Annotated in this window: 20 protein-coding genes; all 20 read right to left on the bottom strand. The window is 68.7% G+C overall.

The genetic code is table 11. The features are described 5' to 3' along the window. Window positions 1–2: 2 nt before the first annotated feature. On the bottom strand, window positions 3–1,040 hold the full coding sequence (gene nuoH / locus CHB86_RS10590; RefSeq protein WP_089232999.1) for an NADH-quinone oxidoreductase subunit NuoH: 1,038 nt from the start codon (window positions 1,038–1,040) through the stop codon (window positions 3–5). A 15-nt stretch (window positions 1,041–1,055) separates the two neighbouring features. Beyond that, a complete protein-coding gene (locus CHB86_RS10585) occupies window positions 1,056–1,457 on the bottom strand; it encodes a hypothetical protein (RefSeq protein ID WP_089232998.1) in 402 nt (133 codons plus the stop codon). Window positions 1,458–1,461: 4 nt separating this feature from the next. After that, window positions 1,462–3,480 carry an NADH-quinone oxidoreductase subunit NuoG gene (gene nuoG / locus CHB86_RS10580; RefSeq protein ID WP_089232997.1) on the bottom strand — a complete coding sequence of 673 codons (2,019 nt, stop codon included), beginning with the start codon at window positions 3,478–3,480 and terminating at the stop codon, window positions 1,462–1,464. Between the two features lie 299 nt (window positions 3,481–3,779). Then, complete coding sequence (locus CHB86_RS10575) at window positions 3,780–4,214, bottom strand: DUF5333 domain-containing protein (RefSeq protein ID WP_089232996.1); 435 nt, start codon at window positions 4,212–4,214, stop codon at window positions 3,780–3,782. Between the two features lie 245 nt (window positions 4,215–4,459). Beyond that, window positions 4,460–4,675 carry a hypothetical protein gene (locus CHB86_RS10570; protein ID WP_089232995.1) on the bottom strand — a complete coding sequence of 72 codons (216 nt, stop codon included), beginning with the start codon at window positions 4,673–4,675 and terminating at the stop codon, window positions 4,460–4,462. Further along, window positions 4,672–5,952, bottom strand: a complete 1,281-nt coding sequence (nuoF, locus tag CHB86_RS10565) for an NADH-quinone oxidoreductase subunit NuoF (RefSeq protein WP_089232994.1) — start codon at window positions 5,950–5,952, stop codon at window positions 4,672–4,674. The genes CHB86_RS10570 and nuoF overlap by 4 nt, the downstream gene beginning before the upstream one ends. Before the next feature lie 11 nt (window positions 5,953–5,963). After that, window positions 5,964–6,194, bottom strand: coding sequence for a DUF5337 domain-containing protein (locus tag CHB86_RS10560; RefSeq protein WP_089232993.1), 231 nt, complete (start codon window positions 6,192–6,194; stop codon window positions 5,964–5,966). Between the two features lie 16 nt (window positions 6,195–6,210). Continuing rightward, window positions 6,211–7,419: an NADH-quinone oxidoreductase subunit E gene (locus CHB86_RS10555; RefSeq protein WP_089232992.1), complete on the bottom strand. Its 1,209-nt coding sequence runs from the start codon at window positions 7,417–7,419 to the stop codon at window positions 6,211–6,213. Beyond that, window positions 7,419–7,979 (bottom strand): hypothetical protein, encoded by a 561-nt coding sequence (locus tag CHB86_RS10550; protein WP_089232991.1) that lies wholly within the window; start codon window positions 7,977–7,979, stop codon window positions 7,419–7,421. The genes CHB86_RS10555 and CHB86_RS10550 overlap by 1 nt, the downstream gene beginning before the upstream one ends. Window positions 7,980–7,991: 12 nt before the next feature. Beyond that, window positions 7,992–9,236 carry an NADH-quinone oxidoreductase subunit D gene (locus CHB86_RS10545; protein ID WP_089232990.1) on the bottom strand — a complete coding sequence of 415 codons (1,245 nt, stop codon included), beginning with the start codon at window positions 9,234–9,236 and terminating at the stop codon, window positions 7,992–7,994. Window positions 9,237–9,247: 11 nt separating this feature from the next. Then, window positions 9,248–9,673: a thioesterase family protein gene (locus CHB86_RS10540; protein WP_141134870.1), complete on the bottom strand. Its 426-nt coding sequence runs from the start codon at window positions 9,671–9,673 to the stop codon at window positions 9,248–9,250. Window positions 9,674–9,768: 95 nt separating this feature from the next. Next, window positions 9,769–10,746 carry a sulfotransferase gene (locus CHB86_RS10535; RefSeq protein WP_141134869.1) on the bottom strand — a complete coding sequence of 326 codons (978 nt, stop codon included), beginning with the start codon at window positions 10,744–10,746 and terminating at the stop codon, window positions 9,769–9,771. A 3-nt stretch (window positions 10,747–10,749) separates the two neighbouring features. Beyond that, window positions 10,750–11,358, bottom strand: coding sequence for an NADH-quinone oxidoreductase subunit C (locus CHB86_RS10530; protein WP_089233103.1), 609 nt, complete (start codon window positions 11,356–11,358; stop codon window positions 10,750–10,752). Window positions 11,359–11,434: 76 nt separating this feature from the next. Beyond that, on the bottom strand, window positions 11,435–11,968 hold the full coding sequence (locus CHB86_RS10525; protein WP_089232988.1) for a NuoB/complex I 20 kDa subunit family protein: 534 nt from the start codon (window positions 11,966–11,968) through the stop codon (window positions 11,435–11,437). Next, window positions 11,959–12,324, bottom strand: coding sequence for an NADH-quinone oxidoreductase subunit A (locus tag CHB86_RS10520; RefSeq protein ID WP_089232987.1), 366 nt, complete (start codon window positions 12,322–12,324; stop codon window positions 11,959–11,961). The genes CHB86_RS10525 and CHB86_RS10520 overlap by 10 nt, the downstream gene beginning before the upstream one ends. 158 nt (window positions 12,325–12,482) lie before the next feature. Continuing rightward, window positions 12,483–13,274, bottom strand: a complete 792-nt coding sequence (locus CHB86_RS10515) for a crotonase/enoyl-CoA hydratase family protein (RefSeq protein ID WP_089232986.1) — start codon at window positions 13,272–13,274, stop codon at window positions 12,483–12,485. 119 nt (window positions 13,275–13,393) lie between these two features. Next, the gene (locus CHB86_RS10510; RefSeq protein ID WP_089232985.1) at window positions 13,394–14,254 is read right to left on the bottom strand and encodes a hydroxymethylglutaryl-CoA lyase; all 861 of its coding nucleotides are present in this window, start codon (window positions 14,252–14,254) and stop codon (window positions 13,394–13,396) included. Window positions 14,255–14,360: 106 nt separating this feature from the next. Beyond that, window positions 14,361–15,017, bottom strand: coding sequence for a glutathione S-transferase family protein (locus tag CHB86_RS10505; protein WP_089232984.1), 657 nt, complete (start codon window positions 15,015–15,017; stop codon window positions 14,361–14,363). Further along, window positions 15,014–16,972: an acetyl-CoA carboxylase biotin carboxylase subunit gene (locus CHB86_RS10500; protein ID WP_089232983.1), complete on the bottom strand. Its 1,959-nt coding sequence runs from the start codon at window positions 16,970–16,972 to the stop codon at window positions 15,014–15,016. The genes CHB86_RS10505 and CHB86_RS10500 overlap by 4 nt, the downstream gene beginning before the upstream one ends. A gap of 103 nt (window positions 16,973–17,075) precedes the next feature. Next, window positions 17,076–18,680 carry a carboxyl transferase domain-containing protein gene (locus CHB86_RS10495; RefSeq protein WP_089232982.1) on the bottom strand — a complete coding sequence of 535 codons (1,605 nt, stop codon included), beginning with the start codon at window positions 18,678–18,680 and terminating at the stop codon, window positions 17,076–17,078. Window positions 18,681–18,753: the final 73 nt, after the last annotated feature.

The following is an 18,753-nucleotide window of genomic DNA, read 5'->3' as shown; positions in this document are numbered from 1 at the left end:
GATCAGCCTCCAATCGCCCAGCGGGCCCAGAAGCCGCCAAGCACCTCGAATTTCGCCAGGAAGGCCACGATCACCACCCAGCCCAGCGACATCGGCAGGAACACCTTCCAGCCGATCCGCATCAGCTGGTCGTAGCGGTAACGCGGCACGATCGCCTTCACCATCGCGAAGATGAAGAAGAAGAAGCACATCTTGGCGACCATCCAGAGCACGCCGTCGGGCAGCCCCGGGATCGGCGACAGCCAGCCGCCGAAGAACAGCAGCGTGACCAGCGCGCACATCAGCACGATCGCGATCAGCTCGCCCATCATGTAGAGCAGGAAGGGCGTGGAGGAATATTCCACCTGGTAGCCAGCGACGAGTTCCGATTCCGCTTCCGGAAGGTCGAACGGCGGCCGGTTCGTTTCGGCCAGCGCCGAGATGAAGAACAGGAACACCATCGGGAAGTGCGGCAGCCAGTACCAGTTGAAGAAGCCGAAGGAGCCGTCCTGCGCGCGCACGATCTCGGTGAAGTTCATCGATCCGGTGGAGATGATGACGCCCACGATGATCAGGCCGATGGAGACCTCGTAGGAGATCATCTGCGCGGCCGAGCGCAGCGAGCCTAGGAACGGGTATTTCGAGTTCGACGCCCAGCCGCCCATGATCACGCCGTAGACCTCGAGCGAGGACATGGCGAAGACATAGAGGATGGCGACGTTCAGGTTGGCGATGGCCCAGCCGTCGCCGAAGGGGATCACCGCCCAAGCAATCAGCGCCAGCACGAAGGAGATCATCGGCGCCAGGAAATAGACCGGCTTGTCCGCCCCTGCGGGGACGATGATTTCCTTGGCGACGTATTTCAGGAAGTCGGCAAAGCTCTGCAGAAGGCCGAAGGCGCCGACGACGTTCGGGCCCTTGCGCATCTGCACCGCCGCCCAGACCTTGCGGTCGGCATACATCAGGAAGGCGAGCGAGACGAAAAGAATGGTCACGAACAACAGGATCTGCGCTGTCACCAGCACGACGATCCCCAGATTCGTTTGCAGAAAATCAGCCATTTTGCCTCATCTTCCTCAGACCGTAGGTATGCCCCGGGCGGCACAGTCCTCGACGGTCACTTCCGCGTCGATTGTCTGCACCCCGTCCGGGAGCGCTGGCGAGATCGTGTAAACCGCATCCGCACGCCAAACACCAGCCTCTTGTGCAATTCGTGTGCGGACATGCCGCGCGAATCCGTAGCCCCGGATCAGCGTGTACTGGGCGGCGGCACAGCGGGCGTAGTCGGTCACGTCGGCATTCCCGCGCGCGCCCTCCATCTCGACGATGAACCCCACGAGGTTCTCGTCCAGAAGGCGTGTCTCGATGCCGCGGTAGACCGGCGCGAAAGGCTCGGCCGTGTCGACCGCCCCCTCGCTTACGCCACAGCCTGCCAGGGCAGCGGCCAAGGCCGCAGCGCCTGCTGCCCGCCGCCCCATGGGATCACTCCGCCGCCAGCGGTGCCGCGGCGCGCGCCTTTGCCTGCGCGGAAAGCTCGGCCATGAGCTGGCTCGCGCGGGCGATCGGGTTGGTCAGGTAATAGTCCCGGACCGGCAGGCGGAAGGACGCCTCGCCCAGCTTGCCGGGCTCGGGGCGCTCGCCGGTGTTCTCCGGAAGCTCGTCGACCTTGCCCAGATGCGGCACCGCCTTGACCAGCGCCTGGCGGAGCTGGATCAAGCTGTCCCAGGGCTGTGCCGCGCCCAGTTCGGACGACAGCGCGCGCAGGATGGCCCAGTTTTCCTTGGCCTCGCCCGGCGGGAAGCTGGCGCGCAGGGCAAGCTGCGGACGGCCTTCGGTGTTGACGAATAGCCCCTGTTCCTCGACCCAGGCGGCGGCCGGCAGGATCACGTCGGCGCGGTGCGCGCCCCGGTCGCCATGGCTGCCCTGGTAGATGACGAAGGGCCCGTCGGCGATCTCGACCTCGTCGGCGCCGAGGTTGTAGACCACCTCCGCCCCGTCGATCGCGGCCGCCATGCCGCCCTCGGTCACGGCGCCCACATCCATCGCACCGACGCGCGAGGCGGCGGTGTGCAGGACCAGCACCTTCGAGCCCGCGGCCTCGGCCATCTTCAGCGCCGTGGCCAGCACTTCCGCGCCATCGGCCTCGTTCAGCGCGCCCTGCCCGATGATCATGACGCCGGGCACGCCCTGCTTGTCCGAATGATCCATCGCAGCCAGTTCCGCCAGCGCGGCGCGGTCGGCGCCGATATGGCTGTAATCGTAGGTCAGGTCGACCGGCTGGCCGATCAGCGCCACCTTGGCGCCGGCCAGCCAGGCCTTGCGGATGCGCGCGTTGAGCACCGGCGCCTCGTTGCGCGGATCGGTGCCGATCAGCAGGATCATCTCGGCGGTATCGATATCCTCGATCGCGGCGTCGCCGACATAGCCGAGCCGGTTGCCGGCGGGCAGCTTCGCACCGTCGGTGCGGCATTCGACAGACCCGCCCTGCCCCTCGACCAGTTGCTTGAGTGCGAAGGCCGCCTCGACCGGGGCGAGATCGCCCACCAGACCGGCCAGCTTCCTGCCCTTCATCGCGGCGGCGGCGGCGGAGAGCGCCTCGGACCAGCTCGCCGGCTTCAGCTTGCCGTCGACGCGGACATAGGGCCGGTCCAGCCGCTGGCGGCGCAGCCCGTCCCAGACGAACCGCGACTTGTCGGCCAGCCATTCCTCGTTCACGCCGTCGTTGTTGCGCGGCAGGATCCGCATCACTTCGCGGCCCTTGGTGTCGACCCGGGTGTTGGAGCCGAGCGCGTCCATCACGTCGATGGTCTCGGTCTTGGTCAGCTCCCAGGGCCGCGCGGTGAAGGCATAGGGCTTCGAGACCAGCGCGCCGACCGGGCAGAGATCGATGATGTTGCCCTGCAGGTTCGAATCGAGCGTCTCGCCCAGGTAGGAGGTGATCTCCGCATCCTCGCCGCGTCCGGTCTGGCCCATCTGGCTGATGCCCGCGACCTCGGTGGTGAACCGCACGCAGCGGGTGCAGGAGATGCAGCGGGTCATGTGGGTCTCGACCAGAGGGCCGAGATCCAGATCCTCGGTGGCGCGCTTGGGTTCGCGGAAGCGCGAGAAGTCGACGCCATAGGCCATCGCCTGGTCCTGCAGGTCGCATTCGCCGCCCTGGTCGCAGATCGGGCAGTCGAGCGGGTGGTTGATGAGCAGGAACTCCATCACCCCCTCGCGGGCCTTCTTGACCATCGGGCTGTTGGTGCGCACCTGCGGCGGCTCGCCGTCGCGGCCGGGGCGCAGATCCTTGACCTGCATGGCGCAGGATGCGGCGGGTTTCGGCGGGCCGCCGACCACTTCGACCAGGCACATCCGGCAGTTGCCGGCAATCGACAGACGCTCGTGGTAACAGAATCGCGGAACCTCGATTCCCGCCTGTTCACAGGCCTGGATCAAGGTCATCGCGGGGTCGCACTCGACCTCCTGTCCGTCGATGATGATGGTGCGTAGGTCACTCATGCGCTGCCTCCAGCTCCGTCGAAGGATCGCCCCGCAGGGCCACCGGAGGCACGGCGCCGCGCCCGGATCCGGTTTCGGAACCTATCTAGCGATTTCCGATGGCAAGTCCAATCAACGATTTCGCCGCAATATGAATGCCCCTCCCCCCGCCGTTCGCACCCGGGAAACCCGGCATCTCCGGTCTCTGACGCGCCTCGCGCGGCCTGTCCGGGACCGGTCGGTCTGCCCCGCCGCGCCCCGACGCCCCGGACTCCCCGACCGTCGCATGGGCCGCATTGCGAGCGGCGCGCCCGAGGCTCTCACCGGGCGCGCAGAAGCAGGCCGATCTGGGATTTCTCCGCGATCTCTCGCTCGGCGACCCGGCAGACGCTGTCGGGGTCGCTCTCCACCCCGCCTTTCGCCCGCACATAGGCCCGCGCCTGGGCCTTCACCCGCTCCCTCTCGGCCTTCTCCTTCACGTATTGATGGACCTCGTCGCGGGGGTAGCCGAGCGAGACGGCGTGGCGCTCGAGCTGGCGGATCAGCTCGTAGCCGCGCCCGTAGCGGGCCGAGACGCTGGGGCAATGCAGGCTGATGCCGTAGGCCGCCGTCAGATCGGTCAGCGCCCGGTCGATGCGGGCATTCTCACGCAGCGCCCGGTTGGTGTCGGCCTGCCCGGCCAGGGAGTGGCTGGCGGTGACCAGCAGCATGAAGGCCGCAACAAGGGCCGTTCCTATCGTGAGGTACCTGAACATCTCTGCCTCGTCCTTTCTGCCTTGGAACCCGCGATTTGCTCGCGTCTTCAAGGTTCAAGCTGGGGCGAGGCCGCCGGGTTATTCAATAGCGGCGGGATGCGGACGGATAGCGATGGGCGGCGCGGCGCCCTTTCGCGGCGGAACCGGCGGCCGGCCGCCGGTGCGCGGGACCTGCCTGCTCCGTTGACATAAAAAGCCCGTGAGGCGGGCTCACGGGCTGCGGGATTGGGAAGGACCCGGGCGATTCAGAGCAACGAGGCGAAGGTCAGCCAGGCACCGATCACAAGGATCGCGATCAGCGCGACCGGCGCCAGCCACCGGATCCAGTAGGGGATGCGGTCGGCCATCGGATCGCCGGTGAACCGGCGCCCGCAATCGTCGCATCGGATGCTGCCGAAAGCCGGGGGATGCCGGTGCTGGCAATAGGGGCACCGCCCGGTGTTCGGCGTGCGGTTGATCATTCGGCCGCGATGCCCGGCTTGTTCCGGATGCGGTACTCGATCTCGTCGCGGAAGTGGCGAATCAGGCCCTGGATCGGCCAGGCGGCGGCGTCTCCCAGGGCGCAGATCGTGTGGCCCTCGACCTGCTTGGTGACGTCGAGCAGCATGTCGATCTCCTCGACCTCCGCCTCGCCGCGCACCAGGCGGTCCATCACGCGCATCATCCAACCGGTGCCTTCGCGGCAGGGCGTGCACTGGCCGCAGCTCTCGTGCTTGTAGAACTTCGAAAGCCGCCAGATCGCCTTCACCACGTCGGTGGACTGGTCCATCACGATGATTGCGGCGGTGCCGAGCCCCGAGCGTTGCTCGCGCAGCCAGTCGAAGTCCATGATCGCTTCCCGGGCGATATCGGCCGGAAGCAGCGGCACCGAGGAGCCGCCGGGGATCACCGCCTTGAGGTTGTCCCAGCCACCGCGGATGCCGCCGCAATGCTTGTCGATCAGTTCCTGGAACGGGATCGACATGGATTCCTCGACGACACAGGGCCGGTTCACGTGGCCCGAGATCGCGAACAGCTTGGTGCCCGCGTTGTTCGGACGGCCGAAGGAGGCGAACCAGTCGGCGCCGCGCCGCAGGATCGTGGGCACGACGGCGATGGATTCGACGTTGTTCACCGTGGTCGGGCAGCCGTAGAGGCCGGCCCCCGCCGGAAACGGCGGTTTCATCCGCGGCATCCCCTTCTTGCCCTCGAGGCTTTCCAGCAGCGCGGTTTCCTCGCCGCAGATGTAGGCGCCGGCGCCGTGGTGGACGAAGAGGTCGAAATCCCAGCCCGAGCCGGCGGCGTTCTTGCCCAGAAGGCCCGCGTCATAGGCCTCGTCGATCGCCGCCTGCAGCGCCTCGCGCTCGCGGATGAACTCGCCGCGGATATAGATATAGGCCTCGTGCGCGCCCATCGCGAAGGAGGCGATCAGGCAGCCCTCGATCAGCGTATGCGGATCGTTGCGCATGATCTCCCGGTCCTTGCAGGTGCCGGGCTCGGATTCGTCGGCGTTCACCACGAGATAGGCGGGGCGGCCGTCGCTTTCCTTGGGCATGAAGGACCACTTGAGCCCGGTCGGGAAGCCCGCACCACCGCGTCCGCGCAGACCGGAGGCCTTCATCTCCTCGACGATCTTGTCCCGGCCGCGCTTGATGATGTCCGCGGTGCCATCCCAATGGCCGCGGGCGCGGGCTCCGGCCAGGGTGCGCTCCTTCAGGCCGTAGATGTTGGTGAAGATCCTGTCCTTGTCCTGCAGCATCTCTTATCCTCTCATCCCTGATCGCCGGAGCGGCCGCGCCACATCCGAAGTGCCGCCACGAGCGCCCAGAAAAAGGCCGCCAGCGAGGCGAAATAGAACAACATTTCATAACGCGCCGGCAAGCCCGTGAGCTGTACCAGCACCGGCGCGAAGATGGCGAGAAGGCCGGCAGCGGCAATCACAAGCGCCACGATCCGCCCCTGCCGGGCGAAGGCGCTGTCGTTGTCGTGCTTGCCGGTCATCACCCTGCCCCGCGCCTCAGTAGACGTCGCCGTCCTCGACGCGTTCCGAGAACTCGGTCGTGCCGCCGGAGGCCAGGAGCTTCGCCTGCCCGACCCAGTCGTCGCGGGTCACCCGGCCCTTGAAGCCTTCGAGGTTCTGGTCGACCCAGGCGATCTCGTCCTCGCTCCAGCCGGCGATCTGGTCGAAGTGGTAGAAGCCGAGCGAGTGGCAGAGCTCCTCGAGCTTGGGACCGATCCCCTTGATCTTCTTGAGGTCGTCCGCCGTGCCGTCGCGCGGCGCGTCGAGGCTCTGCGGCCGGGTGCCTTCGGTGGCCGGGGTCTCGGCTGCGGGGGCCGGCTTGGCCTTGGCTTTCTTCTTTGCAGGTTTCTTCGCGGGCTTGACCTCGGCCTCGGGCTTCGCCTTGGACTCGGCCGGGGCCTCCTGTTCGGTGACGCCGGTTTCGTCCACCGGCACATCCTCGGCCGGACGCGGTTCGGACGCCGTTTCAGGCGCCGCGACAGGCACCGAGCGCGCGCCCTGATCGGTCCAGGGCTTCAGCAGCGGCACCTCGGTGCCGTCGATGCGCTTGATCGTGTCGCCGATGGCCATGGCCCGGGCTGCGGAGGCGTTGAGCGAGTCGGCGTTCTCGTTGCCCTCGGTCAGCGCGGTCGGCCCGCCGAGCGGCTCGGCGGCATAGCGGCCGTTCTGCGGCCCCGGCGTCGGCACCCGGCCGGCGGACAGCTCGTCGAGGATCCAGCCGAGCTTCTCGGCCGTCAGGTCCTCGTAGAAATCCTTGCCGATCTGGATCATCGGCGCGTTGGTGCAGGCTCCGAGGCATTCGACCTCTTCCCAGGAGAACTTGCCATCCGCCGAGATCTCGTGCGGGCGGTCGGCGATCTTCTCGCGGCAGACGGAGATCAGGTCCTCGGCGCCGCAGATCATGCAGGACGTGGTGCCGCATATCTGGACATGCGCCACCTTTCCAACGGGTTGCAACTGGAACATGAAGTAGAACGTCGCCACTTCGAGCGCCCGGATATGGGCCATGCCCAGCATGTCGGCCACGTATTCGATCGCCGGCCGCGACAGCCAGCCCTCCTGCTCCTGCGCGCGCCACAGCAGCGGGATGATGGCGCTGGCCTGCCGGCCCTCGGGGAACTTGGTGACCTGCGCCTCGGCCCATTCCTGGTTGGCGGGGGTGAAGGCGAAGCTCTCGGGCTGATCGTGATAGAGACGGCGTAGCATCAGCTGGTCCTTTGCGCGACGGTCTTGCAGCCCTCGTTGACGAGGTACTGCGCACCGACGAAGTCACTGAGCGCGGCAAAGATCTCCTTTACCTGCGCATCGGTTTCGGCCTGTCCGGCCAGATTGGGGTTCAGGGTCAGCAGCCGCTCGCCGAGGCCGGCGATCTGCTGGGCGAGAAAGGCGCGGTGCCGGTCGAGCGGGCCGAGGACGGAGGCCTTCATCAGCCCGTTCTCCAGGTGGGCCAGCAAGGGCGGCACACGGGTCTGGAAGCGCACCATCTCGTCGCGGCTGTCGGCCATCACCATCGGCGGCCAGACATCGGCGTGGCGGCCCTCCCGCGCCAGCTGTCGCAGCTCCGTGTCGAGGCGGCTGGCGGCGTCGAACGTGTCGAAACAGATGTCGAGCTGCTGTTCCAGCATCCGCGCGGAGGAGGCGTCGACCACCTGCACCCGGGCGTACCAGGCCTGGATCGCCACGAAGATCGCGGCAGCCACGGTCGAGACGGCGATCCAGAAGGTCGCCGAGCCAAGCCATGTGTTGCTGCCGGTGTCTCCGAACATCCGTCTCCGACCCTACCGGTCCACTTCGCCGAACACGATGTCGAGCGTGCCCACGATGGCGGCCATGTCGGCGAGCTGGTGGCCGCGGCCGATGTGGTCGATCGCCTGCAGGTGGGTGTAGCCCGGCGCCCGCAGCTTGACCCGGTAGGGCTTGTTGGTCCCGTCGGACACGATGTAGACGCCGAACTCGCCCTTCGGCGCCTCGACGGCGGCATAGAACTCGCCGGCCGGCACCTTGAAGCCCTCGGTGTAAAGCTTGAAGTGATGGATCAGCGCTTCCATCGAGGTTTTCATGTCGCCCCGCTTGGGCGGCGTCAGCTTGCCGCGGGCCAGCACGTCCCCCTGCCCCTCCGGCGCGCGCAGCTTGGCGATCGCCTGCTGGCAGATCTTCACCGACTGGCGCATCTCCTCCATGCGGATGAGGTAGCGGTCGTAGCAGCAGCCGTTCTTGCCGACGGGGATCTGGAACTCGAACTCGTCGTAGCATTCGTAGGGCTGCGCGCGGCGCAGGTCCCAGGCGAAGCCGGCGGAGCGGGCCATCGGGCCGGTCATGCCCCAGTCGAGCACGTCCTGCTTGGTGACGACGGCGATGTCGACGTTGCGCTGCTTGAAGATCCGGTTCTCGGTCAGCAGTTCGTCGAGGTCGTCGAGCACCTTGGGAAAGCGCTCGCACCAGGCCTCGATGTCGTCCAGCAGGTCCGGCGTCACGTCCTGGTGGACGCCGCCCGGGCGGAAGTAGTTGCAGTGCATCCGCGCACCAGAGGCACGCTCGAAGAACACGAAGAGCTCCTCCCGGCCGGGTTCGAAGCCCCAGAGCGGCGGGGTCAGTGCGCCCACGTCCATCGCCTGCGTGGTGACGTTCATCACGTGGTTGCCGATCCGGGTCAGCTCGCCGAACAGCACCCGCAGCAGGCTGGCGCGGCGGGGCGGCGTCACGCCGGTCATCTTCTCGATGGCGAGGCAGTAGGCGTGTTCCTGGTTCATCGGCGAGGAGTAGTCCAGCCGGTCCAGGTAGGGCGCGTTCTGCAGGTAGGTGCGGCTCTCCATCAGCTTCTCGGTGCCGCGGTGGAGCAGGCCGATATGCGGGTCGGCCCGCTCGACGATCTCGCCGTCGAGTTCCAGCACCATGCGCAGCACGCCGTGGGCCGCCGGGTGCTGGGGCCCGAAGTTGATGTTGAAGTTGCGGATCTTCTGTTCGCCGGTCAGCGCGTCCGTCGATCCGTCATCGTATCTGTTCACCCGGGTATCGCCGTCCATAGCTCCGCCCCCTATTGCTGCGCCTGCGCGGCCTTCGCGGCCACCTTGGCGTTGAATTTGTTCCAGCGCGTCACCGCCCGCTTGTGGCGGCCCGCGCCGATCATGTCCTGCCCGTCATGGCCCCGCACCCGGAAGGTTATGAAGCGGCCGTCGATCTCCTCGACCTCGGTGTCGACGGTGACCGTCAGCCCCGGCGGCGTCGGAGAGACGTGGGACAGCTCGAAACCGATGCCCAGCGAGCCCTCGCCCTCTTCGTAATAGGGCGCCAGCTGCTCCACGCAGGCCCATTCGAAGAGCCCGATCATGTAGGCGCTGGCCAGCACCTCCGGCATGTCGTCCATGATCCGCGCGTCCGGGAAAAGCCGGCAGACGACCTCCTCGGGGCGGATCTCGCGGCTGAACTGCGCCGTATCGCCAATGGAGAGCCCGGGCCGCATTCAGACGCCCTCCGCGATCACGCGGACCAGCCGAACGCTGGTGGCGCGGACAGTCCCCAGGACGACACATCTGCTACATTGGCGGCTTGCGTTCATCATGCCGGAGCCCTTTCGTCGGTGCTGGCCCCCGCGCGCTGCGGCGCGTCCCATCCGCCGCTGCGGCCCCAGGCCTTCGGCACGACCTCGCCGAATTTCTTCTGGATGAAGTCATAGACCGGAGCAAGCGGCGACCTCGACACCTCCACGAACGCCCGGCTGATCCCCCCGGTACCCTCTCCGACGTTGCGCGCATCGAAACTGGCCTCGACGCTCGGCAATCCGAGAAAGCCGAAGATCCGCGCGACACCCTCGCGGGTGAACAGCGTCTCGAAGAACTCGTAGTGGATCCGGTCCGCCGGAACCGCGGCTTCGAGGCGCGAGATCGTCCGGTCGTATTGCGACCGGGGCGGAAGGGCCCCGCCGTTCTCGCGGATCGTCTCTTTCAGCATCGCCACCACGTTCGCCTCCGAGACGGCAGAATGCCCGTGTCTCTTGCGCAGCTCGTGGCGGCATGCCGAGTGCAGCCGCTCCATCGGGTCCCGCATGAGATAGATGAAACGGGTGTCGGGGTTGAGCGAGGCCATTTCCGCGTAGGTCTCGGTCTGCAGCAGGGCGTAGGCCGGGGTCACCTCGCCCACGACCGGCTGCCTGCGATAGCCGCTGAACATCACGTCGGCATAGGCGGCGTGCCGGGCGTCGTGCCCGTGATGCATCCGCGCGGCGGCGCGGTAGTAGCGATAGGTCGGCGCACGCAGCACCCGTCGCCGCCAGAACGACTGCTTCTCCATCTCCGCCAGCTTGCGGCGAATGCTGTCGCGCGGGCCGGTGTGGAAGGGCGCGCGGACCACGTCCCAGTAGTGCAGCTCGCGCTGGTGGGCCACGTGCATCTTCGGATGGGACCGCAGCAGAGCGTTCAGCCAGCTGGTGCCGCACTTGGCGGCGCCGATGCCGAAGACGAGCGACCTCGGACGGGAAAACCGCGCGTCGCAACGCGCCGCCCCGCCTGCTGTCATCATCTCCGACGCCACCGCCATCAATCAGGCCTCCTCGCCCTTCTCGTCGCCGGGCAGGATGTATTTCGCACCTTCCCAGGGCGAGAGGTAATCGTACTGACGGTAGTCGTGGACCAGCTTCACCGGCTCGTAGACCACGCGCTTCTGCACCTCGTCATAGCGCAGCTCGACATAGCCGGAGGTCGGGAAGTCCTTGCGCAGCGGGTGGCCGCGGAAGCCGTAGTCGGTCAGGATGCGGCGCAGGTCCGGGTGGCCGGAGAACAGCACCCCGAACATGTCGAAGACCTCGCGCTCGTACCAGTTGGCGTTCGGGAACAGCTCGGTGATCGAGGCGATGCTCTCGTCTTCCCGCACCGCGGCGTGGATACGCACGCGCTGGTTCTGGTGCATCGACAGCAGGTGGTAGACGATCGTGAACCGCTTTTCCCGTTCCGGGTGGTCGACGGCGGTGATGTCGATCAGCTGGGTGTAACGGCAGCTGCCATCGGCCTTGAGGAACTCGATCAGCCCGGCGATCGACGCGGGCGCGGCCTCGATCGTCAGCTCGCCGAGCGTCACGTGCCAGCTGACGACGCAATCGGTGCGGCGGCTGGCGATGTGATCTCCAAGAACCTTGAGTGCTTCGTCGCTCATGTCGGCGGTGTCCTTGTCGTCGGTGCGCTTTGATGCGCGTCGTTCCTGCATCCGGTCCTGCGGCCGGCCGGTGCGATCAGCGGGTGATCGTGCCCAGGCGGCGGATCTTGCGTTGCATCTGGAGGATTCCATAGAGCAGCGCCTCGGCCGTCGGCGGGCAGCCGGGCACGTAGACGTCCACCGGCACGATCCGGTCGACGCCGCGCACCACCGAGTAGCTGTAATGGTAATAACCGCCGCCGTTGGCGCAGGAGCCCATCGAGAGCACGTAGCGCGGTTCGGGCATCTGGTCGTAGACCTTGCGCAGCGCAGGCGCCATCTTGTTGGTCAGCGTGCCGGCGACGATCATCAGGTCGGACTGGCGCGGCGAGGCGCGCGGCGCGGTGCCGAAGCGCTCGAGGTCATAGCGCGGCATCGAGACGTGGATCATCTCGATGGCGCAGCAGGCCAGGCCAAAGGTCATCCAGTGCAGCGAGCCGGTGCGCGCCCAGTTGATGACATCGGCGGTCGAGGTGACGAGGAATCCCTTGTCGGAGACTTCCTTGGCCAGCGCGCGGGTCGCGACTTCCTTGTCCGCGCCGGCGTCGTTGAGGGACGTGCTCACTCCCATTCCAGGGCTCCCTTTTTCCATTCGTAGGCGAATCCGACGGTCAGAACGGCCAGGAAGACCATCATCGACCAGAAGGCCGCCATCGAGATCTCGCCGAAGGAGACCGCCCAGGGGAACAGGAAGGCCACTTCGAGATCGAAGATGATGAACAGGATCGAGACGAGGTAGAAGCGGATGTCGAATTTCATCCGCGCGTCGTCGAAGGCGTTGAAGCCGCATTCATAGGCCGAGGTCTTCTCCGGGTCCGGATCCGCCGGGGCGACGAGCCAGGCCGCGACCACGAAAATAAGGCCAAAGATGATGGCGATGGCCAAGAAAATGAGAATGGGGAGGTATTCTCTGAGAAGATCGTCCACGCTTGGCTCCTTGGCTGCCTGCGCATGATGTAATGCGCCGGGTGTCTCGGGCTAGTTTGCGGTTTACGCGCGCCCCTTGGCCGGGTCAACTGGCGCCTTGGCAAAGGCGGCCGGGTAAAGCGTCGCTCCCCGGGAAAGCCGGGCACGCCCCGGCGGGGTCAGGGCGCCCCGTCCCCCTTCCAGCGCGGGCTGCGTTTCTCGAAGAAGGCGGCGATCCCCTCGGCGGCCTCCTCGCTCTCCCAGCGACGGCCGAGCGCCGCGACAGTCTCGGCGATCACGGCATCGTCGATCGGCGGACCGAGCCTGCGCAGTAGCGCCTTGGCCTCGGCGACAGCGCCGGGCGCCACCTGGAGATAAGGCGCGACCTCCGCCTCGACAGCGGCATCGAGGTGGTCGGCCGCGACCGCGCGGGCCAGCAGCCCGAGCGACACCGCCTCCGCCGCATCGAAGAGCCGCGCCGACATGAACACCCGCCGCGCCATCGCCTCGCCCATCCGGGCCACGACATAGGGGCCGATCGTCGCCGGAATCAGCCCCAGCCGGGTCTCGGTGAAGCCGAACCGGGCGCTGTCCGAGGCGACAGCCACATCGCAGACCGAGATCAACCCGAGCCCGCCGCCGAAGGCATTGCCATGGACCCGGCCGATCACCGGCTTGGGGCAGTTGTTCAGCACCCGCAGCATCCGGGCGAGCCGGCCGGCCTCGCGGGCGCGGCCGGCGCTGTCGGTGTCCCGCTGGGCCTGCATCCAGCCAAGATCGGCGCCGGCACAGAAGGAACGCCCCTCTCCGCACAGCACGATCGCCCGGACCGCCGGGTCCGCGCCAAGCCCCTGGGCGGCCTCGGTCAGCTCGTCCATCATGCGCGCCGACATCGCGTTGTGCTTGTCCGCCCGCGCAAGGGTGAGCCGCGCGACGCCGCGCGCATCCACATTCGTCTCGATCGTCTCCATCTTCGCTCCCCTTTCACCGCGCGAGGCCGGAAGCCGGGCTCTCCCGCCCCCTCGGCTCGCGGCAAAGCCGCTGCGCTCGGGGTTGGGCCGGGCAGCGCCTGCGGCGCTGCGGTCCCGCTTCACCCCGGCCGCCCGCGCATCCCTTTCGCCATCTCCGCCGCCCTGGCCACGATGTCCGGATCGAGCCCGGTGCGATATCCGAGCGCCGTGAGTCGCGCCAGCACGGCCTCGGTCGCCACGTTGCCCGCCGCGCCCGGCGCATAGGGGCAACCGCCAAGGCCGCCGACCGAGGCATCGAACACGCGCAGGCCGCGCTCCAGCGACACCTCGATATTGGCGAGGGCCCGCCCGGCGGTGTCGTGGTAATGCCCGGCCAGCCGGTCGGCCGGCGCCTCGCCCAGCACCGCGTCGAGCATCGCGCCGATGCGTTCCGGCGTCGCCTGTCCGAGCGTATCCCCGAGCGAGACCTCGTAGACCCCGAGCGCCGCCAACCGCCGCACGACCGCCGCCACCCGGTCCGGCGCGACAGGCCCGTCGAAGGGGCAGTCGGTGACACAGGAGACATAGCCCCGCACCGGCAGGTCCGACGCCTCGGCGCCAGCGATGACCGGGCCCAGCCGGTCGAAGCTCTCGTCGATGGAGCAGTTCAGGTTGGCCTGGCTGAACCCTTCCGAGGCGCTGACGAAAACCGCCACCTCGTCCGCCCGCGCCGCGATCGCCCGCTCCAGCCCGCGCGCGTTGGGCACCAGCGCCGCGTAGGAGACGCCTGCCTTGCGCGAGATCCGCGCCAGAACCTCGTCGGAGCCCGCCATCTGCGGCACCCATTTCGGACTGACGAAGCTCGCCACCTCGATCCGCCGGAACCCCGCCTGGCTCAGCAGGTCGATCAGCGCCACCTTCTCGGCCAGGGGAATCGCACGCGCCTCGTTCTGCAAACCGTCCCGCGGTCCGACCTCGAATATCTCCACGAACGCGTTCATCGCCGCTTCCCTCCTTCGAGCCGTCGCCGCGCGCGCGCAGCGCGCGCCACGCCCAACCCCGAGCAAGTGCGCCAGCACGCCGCCGAGGGGGCGGGAGCGCCCCGGCTCATGGCTCCCACGCGGCGTAGAAGTCCTGCGCGTAGAGCCGGTCCTCTCCCGGTGTCGGCAGGGCTGCGCGGAAGGCCGGTCGCGCCTCGCAGCGCCAGACCCAGTCCTGCAGGGCCTCGAACGGCTCGATCCTTGCGAAATGCCGGGCCATGTAGACCGCCTGCCCGACTGCCACGTCCGCCGCCGAGAACCCGCCGTCGAGCAGCCATTCCCGCCCGTCGAGCCGCCGCTCCAGCGCGGCGTAGCATTTGCCGAGCCGCGCCGCCTCGAGCTTCATCACCACCGGGCTGCGCATCGCATCCTCGTAGAGCGCGACATGCTGCTGGGTCAGTGCCGCCGAATGCTGGCTCACCGTCTCCGCGAAATGCAGCCAGATCAGCCAGTCCACCCGCTCCGGATCCTCGGTCGCCCGGCCCAGGCCGGCCTCGGGGAACCGCTCGCACAGGATCTCGATCATCGCGCCGCTTTCCCAGATCTTCCGCCCGTCGAGCTCCAGCGCCGGCACCCGGCCGGCGGGGTTCAGTTCGAGGAAGTCGGGGGCGCGCAGATTGCGGCCGAAGGCGTGGGTGACGACCTCGAAAGGGCAGCCGATCTCGTGCAGCAGCCACAGCACCCGCATGGAGCGCGTCTCCGGGCAATGGTGCAGGCGGATCATTTCGTCCCCTCCCCGTCCTCTTCGGCCAGCCGGATCAGCGGCGCATGGGCGGCGACCTGTGTGCCCGGACCGGCCAGCACCTCGGCCACCACGCCGTCGCGCGCCGCCAGCAGCGCATGTTCCATCTTCATCGCCTCCAGCACCGCCAGCCGGTCGCCGGCCCGGACCGCCTGCCCCGGCACGACCAGCACCTCGCGCAGCAGCCCCGGCATCGGCGCCTCCACCAGGTTGCCGGCCGGCCCCGCGTCTCCCTGCTGCGCCAGCGGATCGGGGATCGCGAATTCCCAGGGCTGCCCGGCAAAGACCACCACCGCCCCGTCCAGCAGCCGCGCCGGGCCGGGTTCGCGGGCCTCGCCGATCACCCAGCCGCCGGTCCGCCGGCGACAGCGCAGGACCTCCCCATCGAGGGTCGCATCCACCACGCCACCGCCACGGCAGGCAAGGTGCACCACCTGGGTTTCCCCGGAGCGCTCGAGGACCACGCGGCGCTCCAGCGGCGCCCAGAGCGTGAAGCCCTCCAGCGCCTCCGCCCCGTCGTCGAGCCCGGCCGCCGCCAGCGCCGCGCGCAGCACCACGGCCACGGGCGGCTCCTCCGGCCCGACGAGATGCGCCAGATCCCGCTCGATCAGCCCGGTATCCACGTCTCCCGCGGCGAAACCGGCGTGGCGCGAGAGGGCTTCAAGGAAGGCGATGTTGGTCACGGTGCCCCCGACCTCGGTCTCCGCCAGGGCCCGGGTCAGCCGCGCCAGCGCCACCGACCGCGACGGCCCATGCGTCACCACCTTGGCGATCATCGGATCGTACCACGGGCTGATCTCGTCCCCCTCGCGCACGCCGCTGTCGCTGCGCGCCCCGGGGCTGAACCGGAGGTGCCGCAGGATGCCGGTTGCCGGTAGGAAGCCCGCCGGCACGTCCTCGGCGTAGAGCCGCGCCTCGAAGGCATGGCCCGCGAGGCGGATTTCCTCCTGTGCCAGCGGCAACGGCTCGCCCGAGGCCACGCGGAGTTGCCATTCCACCAGGTCGAGCCCGGTCACCGCCTCGGTCACCGGATGCTCCACCTGGAGGCGCGTGTTCATCTCCATGAACCAGAACCCGTCCGGCCGCGGCGGCCCGCTGCCGTCGACGATGAACTCCACCGTCCCCGCGCCGACATAGCCGATCGCCTGCGCCGCCCGCACGGCCGCCGCGCCCATCGCTTGCCGAGTCTCGAGCGTCATCCCCGGCGCCGGGGCCTCCTCGATCACTTTCTGGTGCCGACGCTGCAGCGAGCAATCCCGCTCGAACAGGTGCACGGCACCGCCATGGCAGTCCCCGAAGACCTGTACCTCGATGTGCCGCGGCCGCAGGACGTATTTCTCGATCAATACCGCCGCATTGCCGAACGCCGTCCGCGCCTCGGCCTGCGCAGACGCCAGGGCGGCCGCGAAATCCTCCGGCCTGTCGACCTTGCGCATCCCCTTGCCGCCGCCGCCGGCCACCGCCTTGATCAGCACCGGGTAGCCGATCCGCTCCGCCTCGCCGGCCAGCAGATCGGGCGCCTGCTCGCTGCCGTGATAGCCCGGCACGACCGGCACACCGGCCTCCGCCATCAGCCGCTTGGCCGCGTCCTTCAGCCCCATCGCCCGGATCGCCGCGGCGGGCGGCCCGACAAAGATCAGCCCGGCCGCCTCCACCGCCTCGACGAAATCCGGGTTCTCGGACAGGAACCCGTAGCCCGGATGGATCGCCTCCGCTCCCGTCGACCGCGCCGCCGCGATCACCGCCGCCCCGTCGAGATAGCTCTCGGCCGGCGCCGCGCCGCCGATATGAACCGCCTCGTCCGCCATCTCCACGTGCAGCGCGCCCGCGTCGGCGTCGGAATAGACGGCCACCGTCGAGATCCCCATCCCCCGCGCGGTCCGGATCACCCGACAGGCGATCTCGCCGCGGTTCGCAATCAGCAGCTTGCGGATCATCTCGCCTCCCGCCGGGCGACAAGACCCGGCCTCCCTTTCTTCTGTCCCGAAATAACCCGGGGAGCACGAGGGGCTGGCCTCTTGCTCCCGCAACCGGCCACGCTCACATCCGGAACACGCCGAAGCGTGTCTCCTCCACCGGCGCATTCAACGCCGCGCGCAGCGAAAGCCCCAGAACCTCGCGGCTCTTGCGCGGGTCGATCACCCCGTCGTCCCAAAGCCGGGCGCTGGCATAGAGCGGATGGGCCTGGCGCTCGAACATCTCCTCGGTGGGCCGTCGGAACGCGGCCTCCTCCTCGGCCGACCACGCCCCGCCCGATTTCTCGATCGCCGCGCGCCGCACCTGGGCAAGGACCCCGGCCGCCTGCGCGCCGCCCATCACCGAGATCCGGCTGTTCGGCCATGTCCAGAGGAACCGGGGCTGGTAGGCCCGCCCCGCCATCCCGTAATTCCCGGCCCCGAAGGAGCCCCCGACAAGCAGGGTGACCTTGGGCACCGAGGTCGTCGCTACCGCCGTCACCATCTTGGCGCCATGCCGCGCGATCCCCTCGTTCTCGTATTTCCGCCCCACCATGAAGCCGGTGATGTTCTGCAGGAAGACCAGCGGAATGCGGCGCTGCGAGCAGAGCTCGACGAAATGCGCGCCCTTCTGCGCGGCCTCGGAGAACAGCACGCCGTTGTTGGCGACGATGCCCACGGGGCAGCCGTGGACATGGGCGAAGCCGGTCACCAGCGTCTCGCCGAACCGCGCCTTGAACTCGTCGAAACGCGAGCCGTCGACGAGACGGGCGATCACCTCGCGGATGTCGTAGGGGGTGCGCAGGTCGGCCGGCACCACCCCGAGGATCTCTTCGGGGTCGTGGGCCGGCGGCTCCGGGCTTGCCCAGTTGGCAGAGACGTCCGGGGCCGGCCCGAGCGAGCCCACCGCCCGGCGCGCCAGCGCCAGCGCATGGGCATCGTCTTCGGCAAGGTAGTCGGCCACGCCGGAGAGCCGCGTGTGCACGTCCCCGCCTCCGAGGTCCTCGGCGCTCACCACCTCGCCCGTCGCCGCCTTCACCAGCGGCGGACCGGCGAGGAAGATCGTCCCCTGGTCGCGCACGATGATCGTGACATCCGACATTGCCGGCACATAGGCGCCGCCCGCCGTGCAGGAGCCCATCACGACCGCGATCTGGGCAATCCCCTGCGCCGACATCCGCGCCTGGTTGTAGAAGATCCGGCCGAAATGGTCGCGGTCGGGAAAGACCTCGTCCTGCATCGGCAGGTTCGCGCCCCCGGAATCCACCAGGTAGACGCAGGGCAGATGGCATTCGGCGGCGATCTCCTGCGCGCGAAGGTGCTTCTTGACCGTCATCGGGTAATAGGTGCCGCCCTTCACGGTGGCGTCGTTGCACACCACCATGACCTCGCGTCCCATGACCCGGCCGATCCCGGCCACGACACCGGCGCAAGGCGCCGCGCCGTCGTACATGCCATGCGCCGCCGTGGCGCCGATCTCCAGAAACGGCGCGCCGGGGTCGAGCAGGTTGGCCACCCGCTCGCGCGGCAGCATCTTGCCCCGCGCGAGGTGCCTCTCCCGGGCGCCGGCGCCGCCGCCGGACGCGGCGAGCGCGGCGGCCTCGGCGACCTGCTCCAGCGCGGCGAGATGGGCGGCACGATTGGCGGAGTAATCCTCCCCGCTGGTGAGCACCGACGAGCGCAGACGCATCAATCGCCTCCCCGAACGGCGGCAGGCGCCGGGCCGGCGCAAAGCGGGGCCAGGCGACAAGCGGCACGGTGCG

The sequence above is a fragment of the Tropicimonas sediminicola genome, assembly GCF_900188335.1.
Lineage (GTDB): Bacteria > Pseudomonadota > Alphaproteobacteria > Rhodobacterales > Rhodobacteraceae > Tropicimonas > Tropicimonas sediminicola.
This window is presented reverse-complemented; position numbering and strand designations above follow the sequence as displayed.

Excerpts from the sequence above, each read along its gene's own strand:
- CHB86_RS10530 (WP_089233103.1), bottom strand. The coding sequence starts at position 11,358 with ATGAGCGACGAAGCACTCAAGGTTCTTGGAGATCACATCGCCAGCCGC.
- CHB86_RS10585 (WP_089232998.1), bottom strand. The coding sequence starts at position 1,457 with ATGGGGCGGCGGGCAGCAGGCGCTGCGGCCTTGGCCGCTGCCCTGGCA.
- CHB86_RS10500 (WP_089232983.1), bottom strand. The coding sequence starts at position 16,972 with ATGATCCGCAAGCTGCTGATTGCGAACCGCGGCGAGATCGCCTGTCGG.
- CHB86_RS10505 (WP_089232984.1), bottom strand. The coding sequence starts at position 15,017 with ATGATCCGCCTGCACCATTGCCCGGAGACGCGCTCCATGCGGGTGCTG.
- CHB86_RS10560 (WP_089232993.1), bottom strand. The coding sequence starts at position 6,194 with ATGACCGGCAAGCACGACAACGACAGCGCCTTCGCCCGGCAGGGGCGG.
- CHB86_RS10545 (WP_089232990.1), bottom strand. The coding sequence starts at position 9,236 with ATGGACGGCGATACCCGGGTGAACAGATACGATGACGGATCGACGGAC.
- CHB86_RS10570 (WP_089232995.1), bottom strand. The coding sequence starts at position 4,675 with ATGATCAACCGCACGCCGAACACCGGGCGGTGCCCCTATTGCCAGCAC.
- nuoF (WP_089232994.1), bottom strand. The coding sequence starts at position 5,952 with ATGCTGCAGGACAAGGACAGGATCTTCACCAACATCTACGGCCTGAAG.
- nuoG (WP_089232997.1), bottom strand. The coding sequence starts at position 3,480 with ATGAGTGACCTACGCACCATCATCATCGACGGACAGGAGGTCGAGTGC.
- CHB86_RS10515 (WP_089232986.1), bottom strand. The coding sequence starts at position 13,274 with ATGGAGACGATCGAGACGAATGTGGATGCGCGCGGCGTCGCGCGGCTC.
- CHB86_RS10535 (WP_141134869.1), bottom strand. The coding sequence starts at position 10,746 with ATGGCGGTGGCGTCGGAGATGATGACAGCAGGCGGGGCGGCGCGTTGC.
- CHB86_RS10510 (WP_089232985.1), bottom strand. The coding sequence starts at position 14,254 with ATGAACGCGTTCGTGGAGATATTCGAGGTCGGACCGCGGGACGGTTTG.
- CHB86_RS10575 (WP_089232996.1), bottom strand. The coding sequence starts at position 4,214 with ATGTTCAGGTACCTCACGATAGGAACGGCCCTTGTTGCGGCCTTCATG.
- CHB86_RS10550 (WP_089232991.1), bottom strand. The coding sequence starts at position 7,979 with ATGTTCGGAGACACCGGCAGCAACACATGGCTTGGCTCGGCGACCTTC.
- CHB86_RS10495 (WP_089232982.1), bottom strand. The coding sequence starts at position 18,680 with ATGCGTCTGCGCTCGTCGGTGCTCACCAGCGGGGAGGATTACTCCGCC.
- nuoH (WP_089232999.1), bottom strand. The coding sequence starts at position 1,040 with ATGGCTGATTTTCTGCAAACGAATCTGGGGATCGTCGTGCTGGTGACA.
- CHB86_RS10525 (WP_089232988.1), bottom strand. The coding sequence starts at position 11,968 with ATGGGAGTGAGCACGTCCCTCAACGACGCCGGCGCGGACAAGGAAGTC.
- CHB86_RS10540 (WP_141134870.1), bottom strand. The coding sequence starts at position 9,673 with ATGCGGCCCGGGCTCTCCATTGGCGATACGGCGCAGTTCAGCCGCGAG.
- CHB86_RS10555 (WP_089232992.1), bottom strand. The coding sequence starts at position 7,419 with ATGCTACGCCGTCTCTATCACGATCAGCCCGAGAGCTTCGCCTTCACC.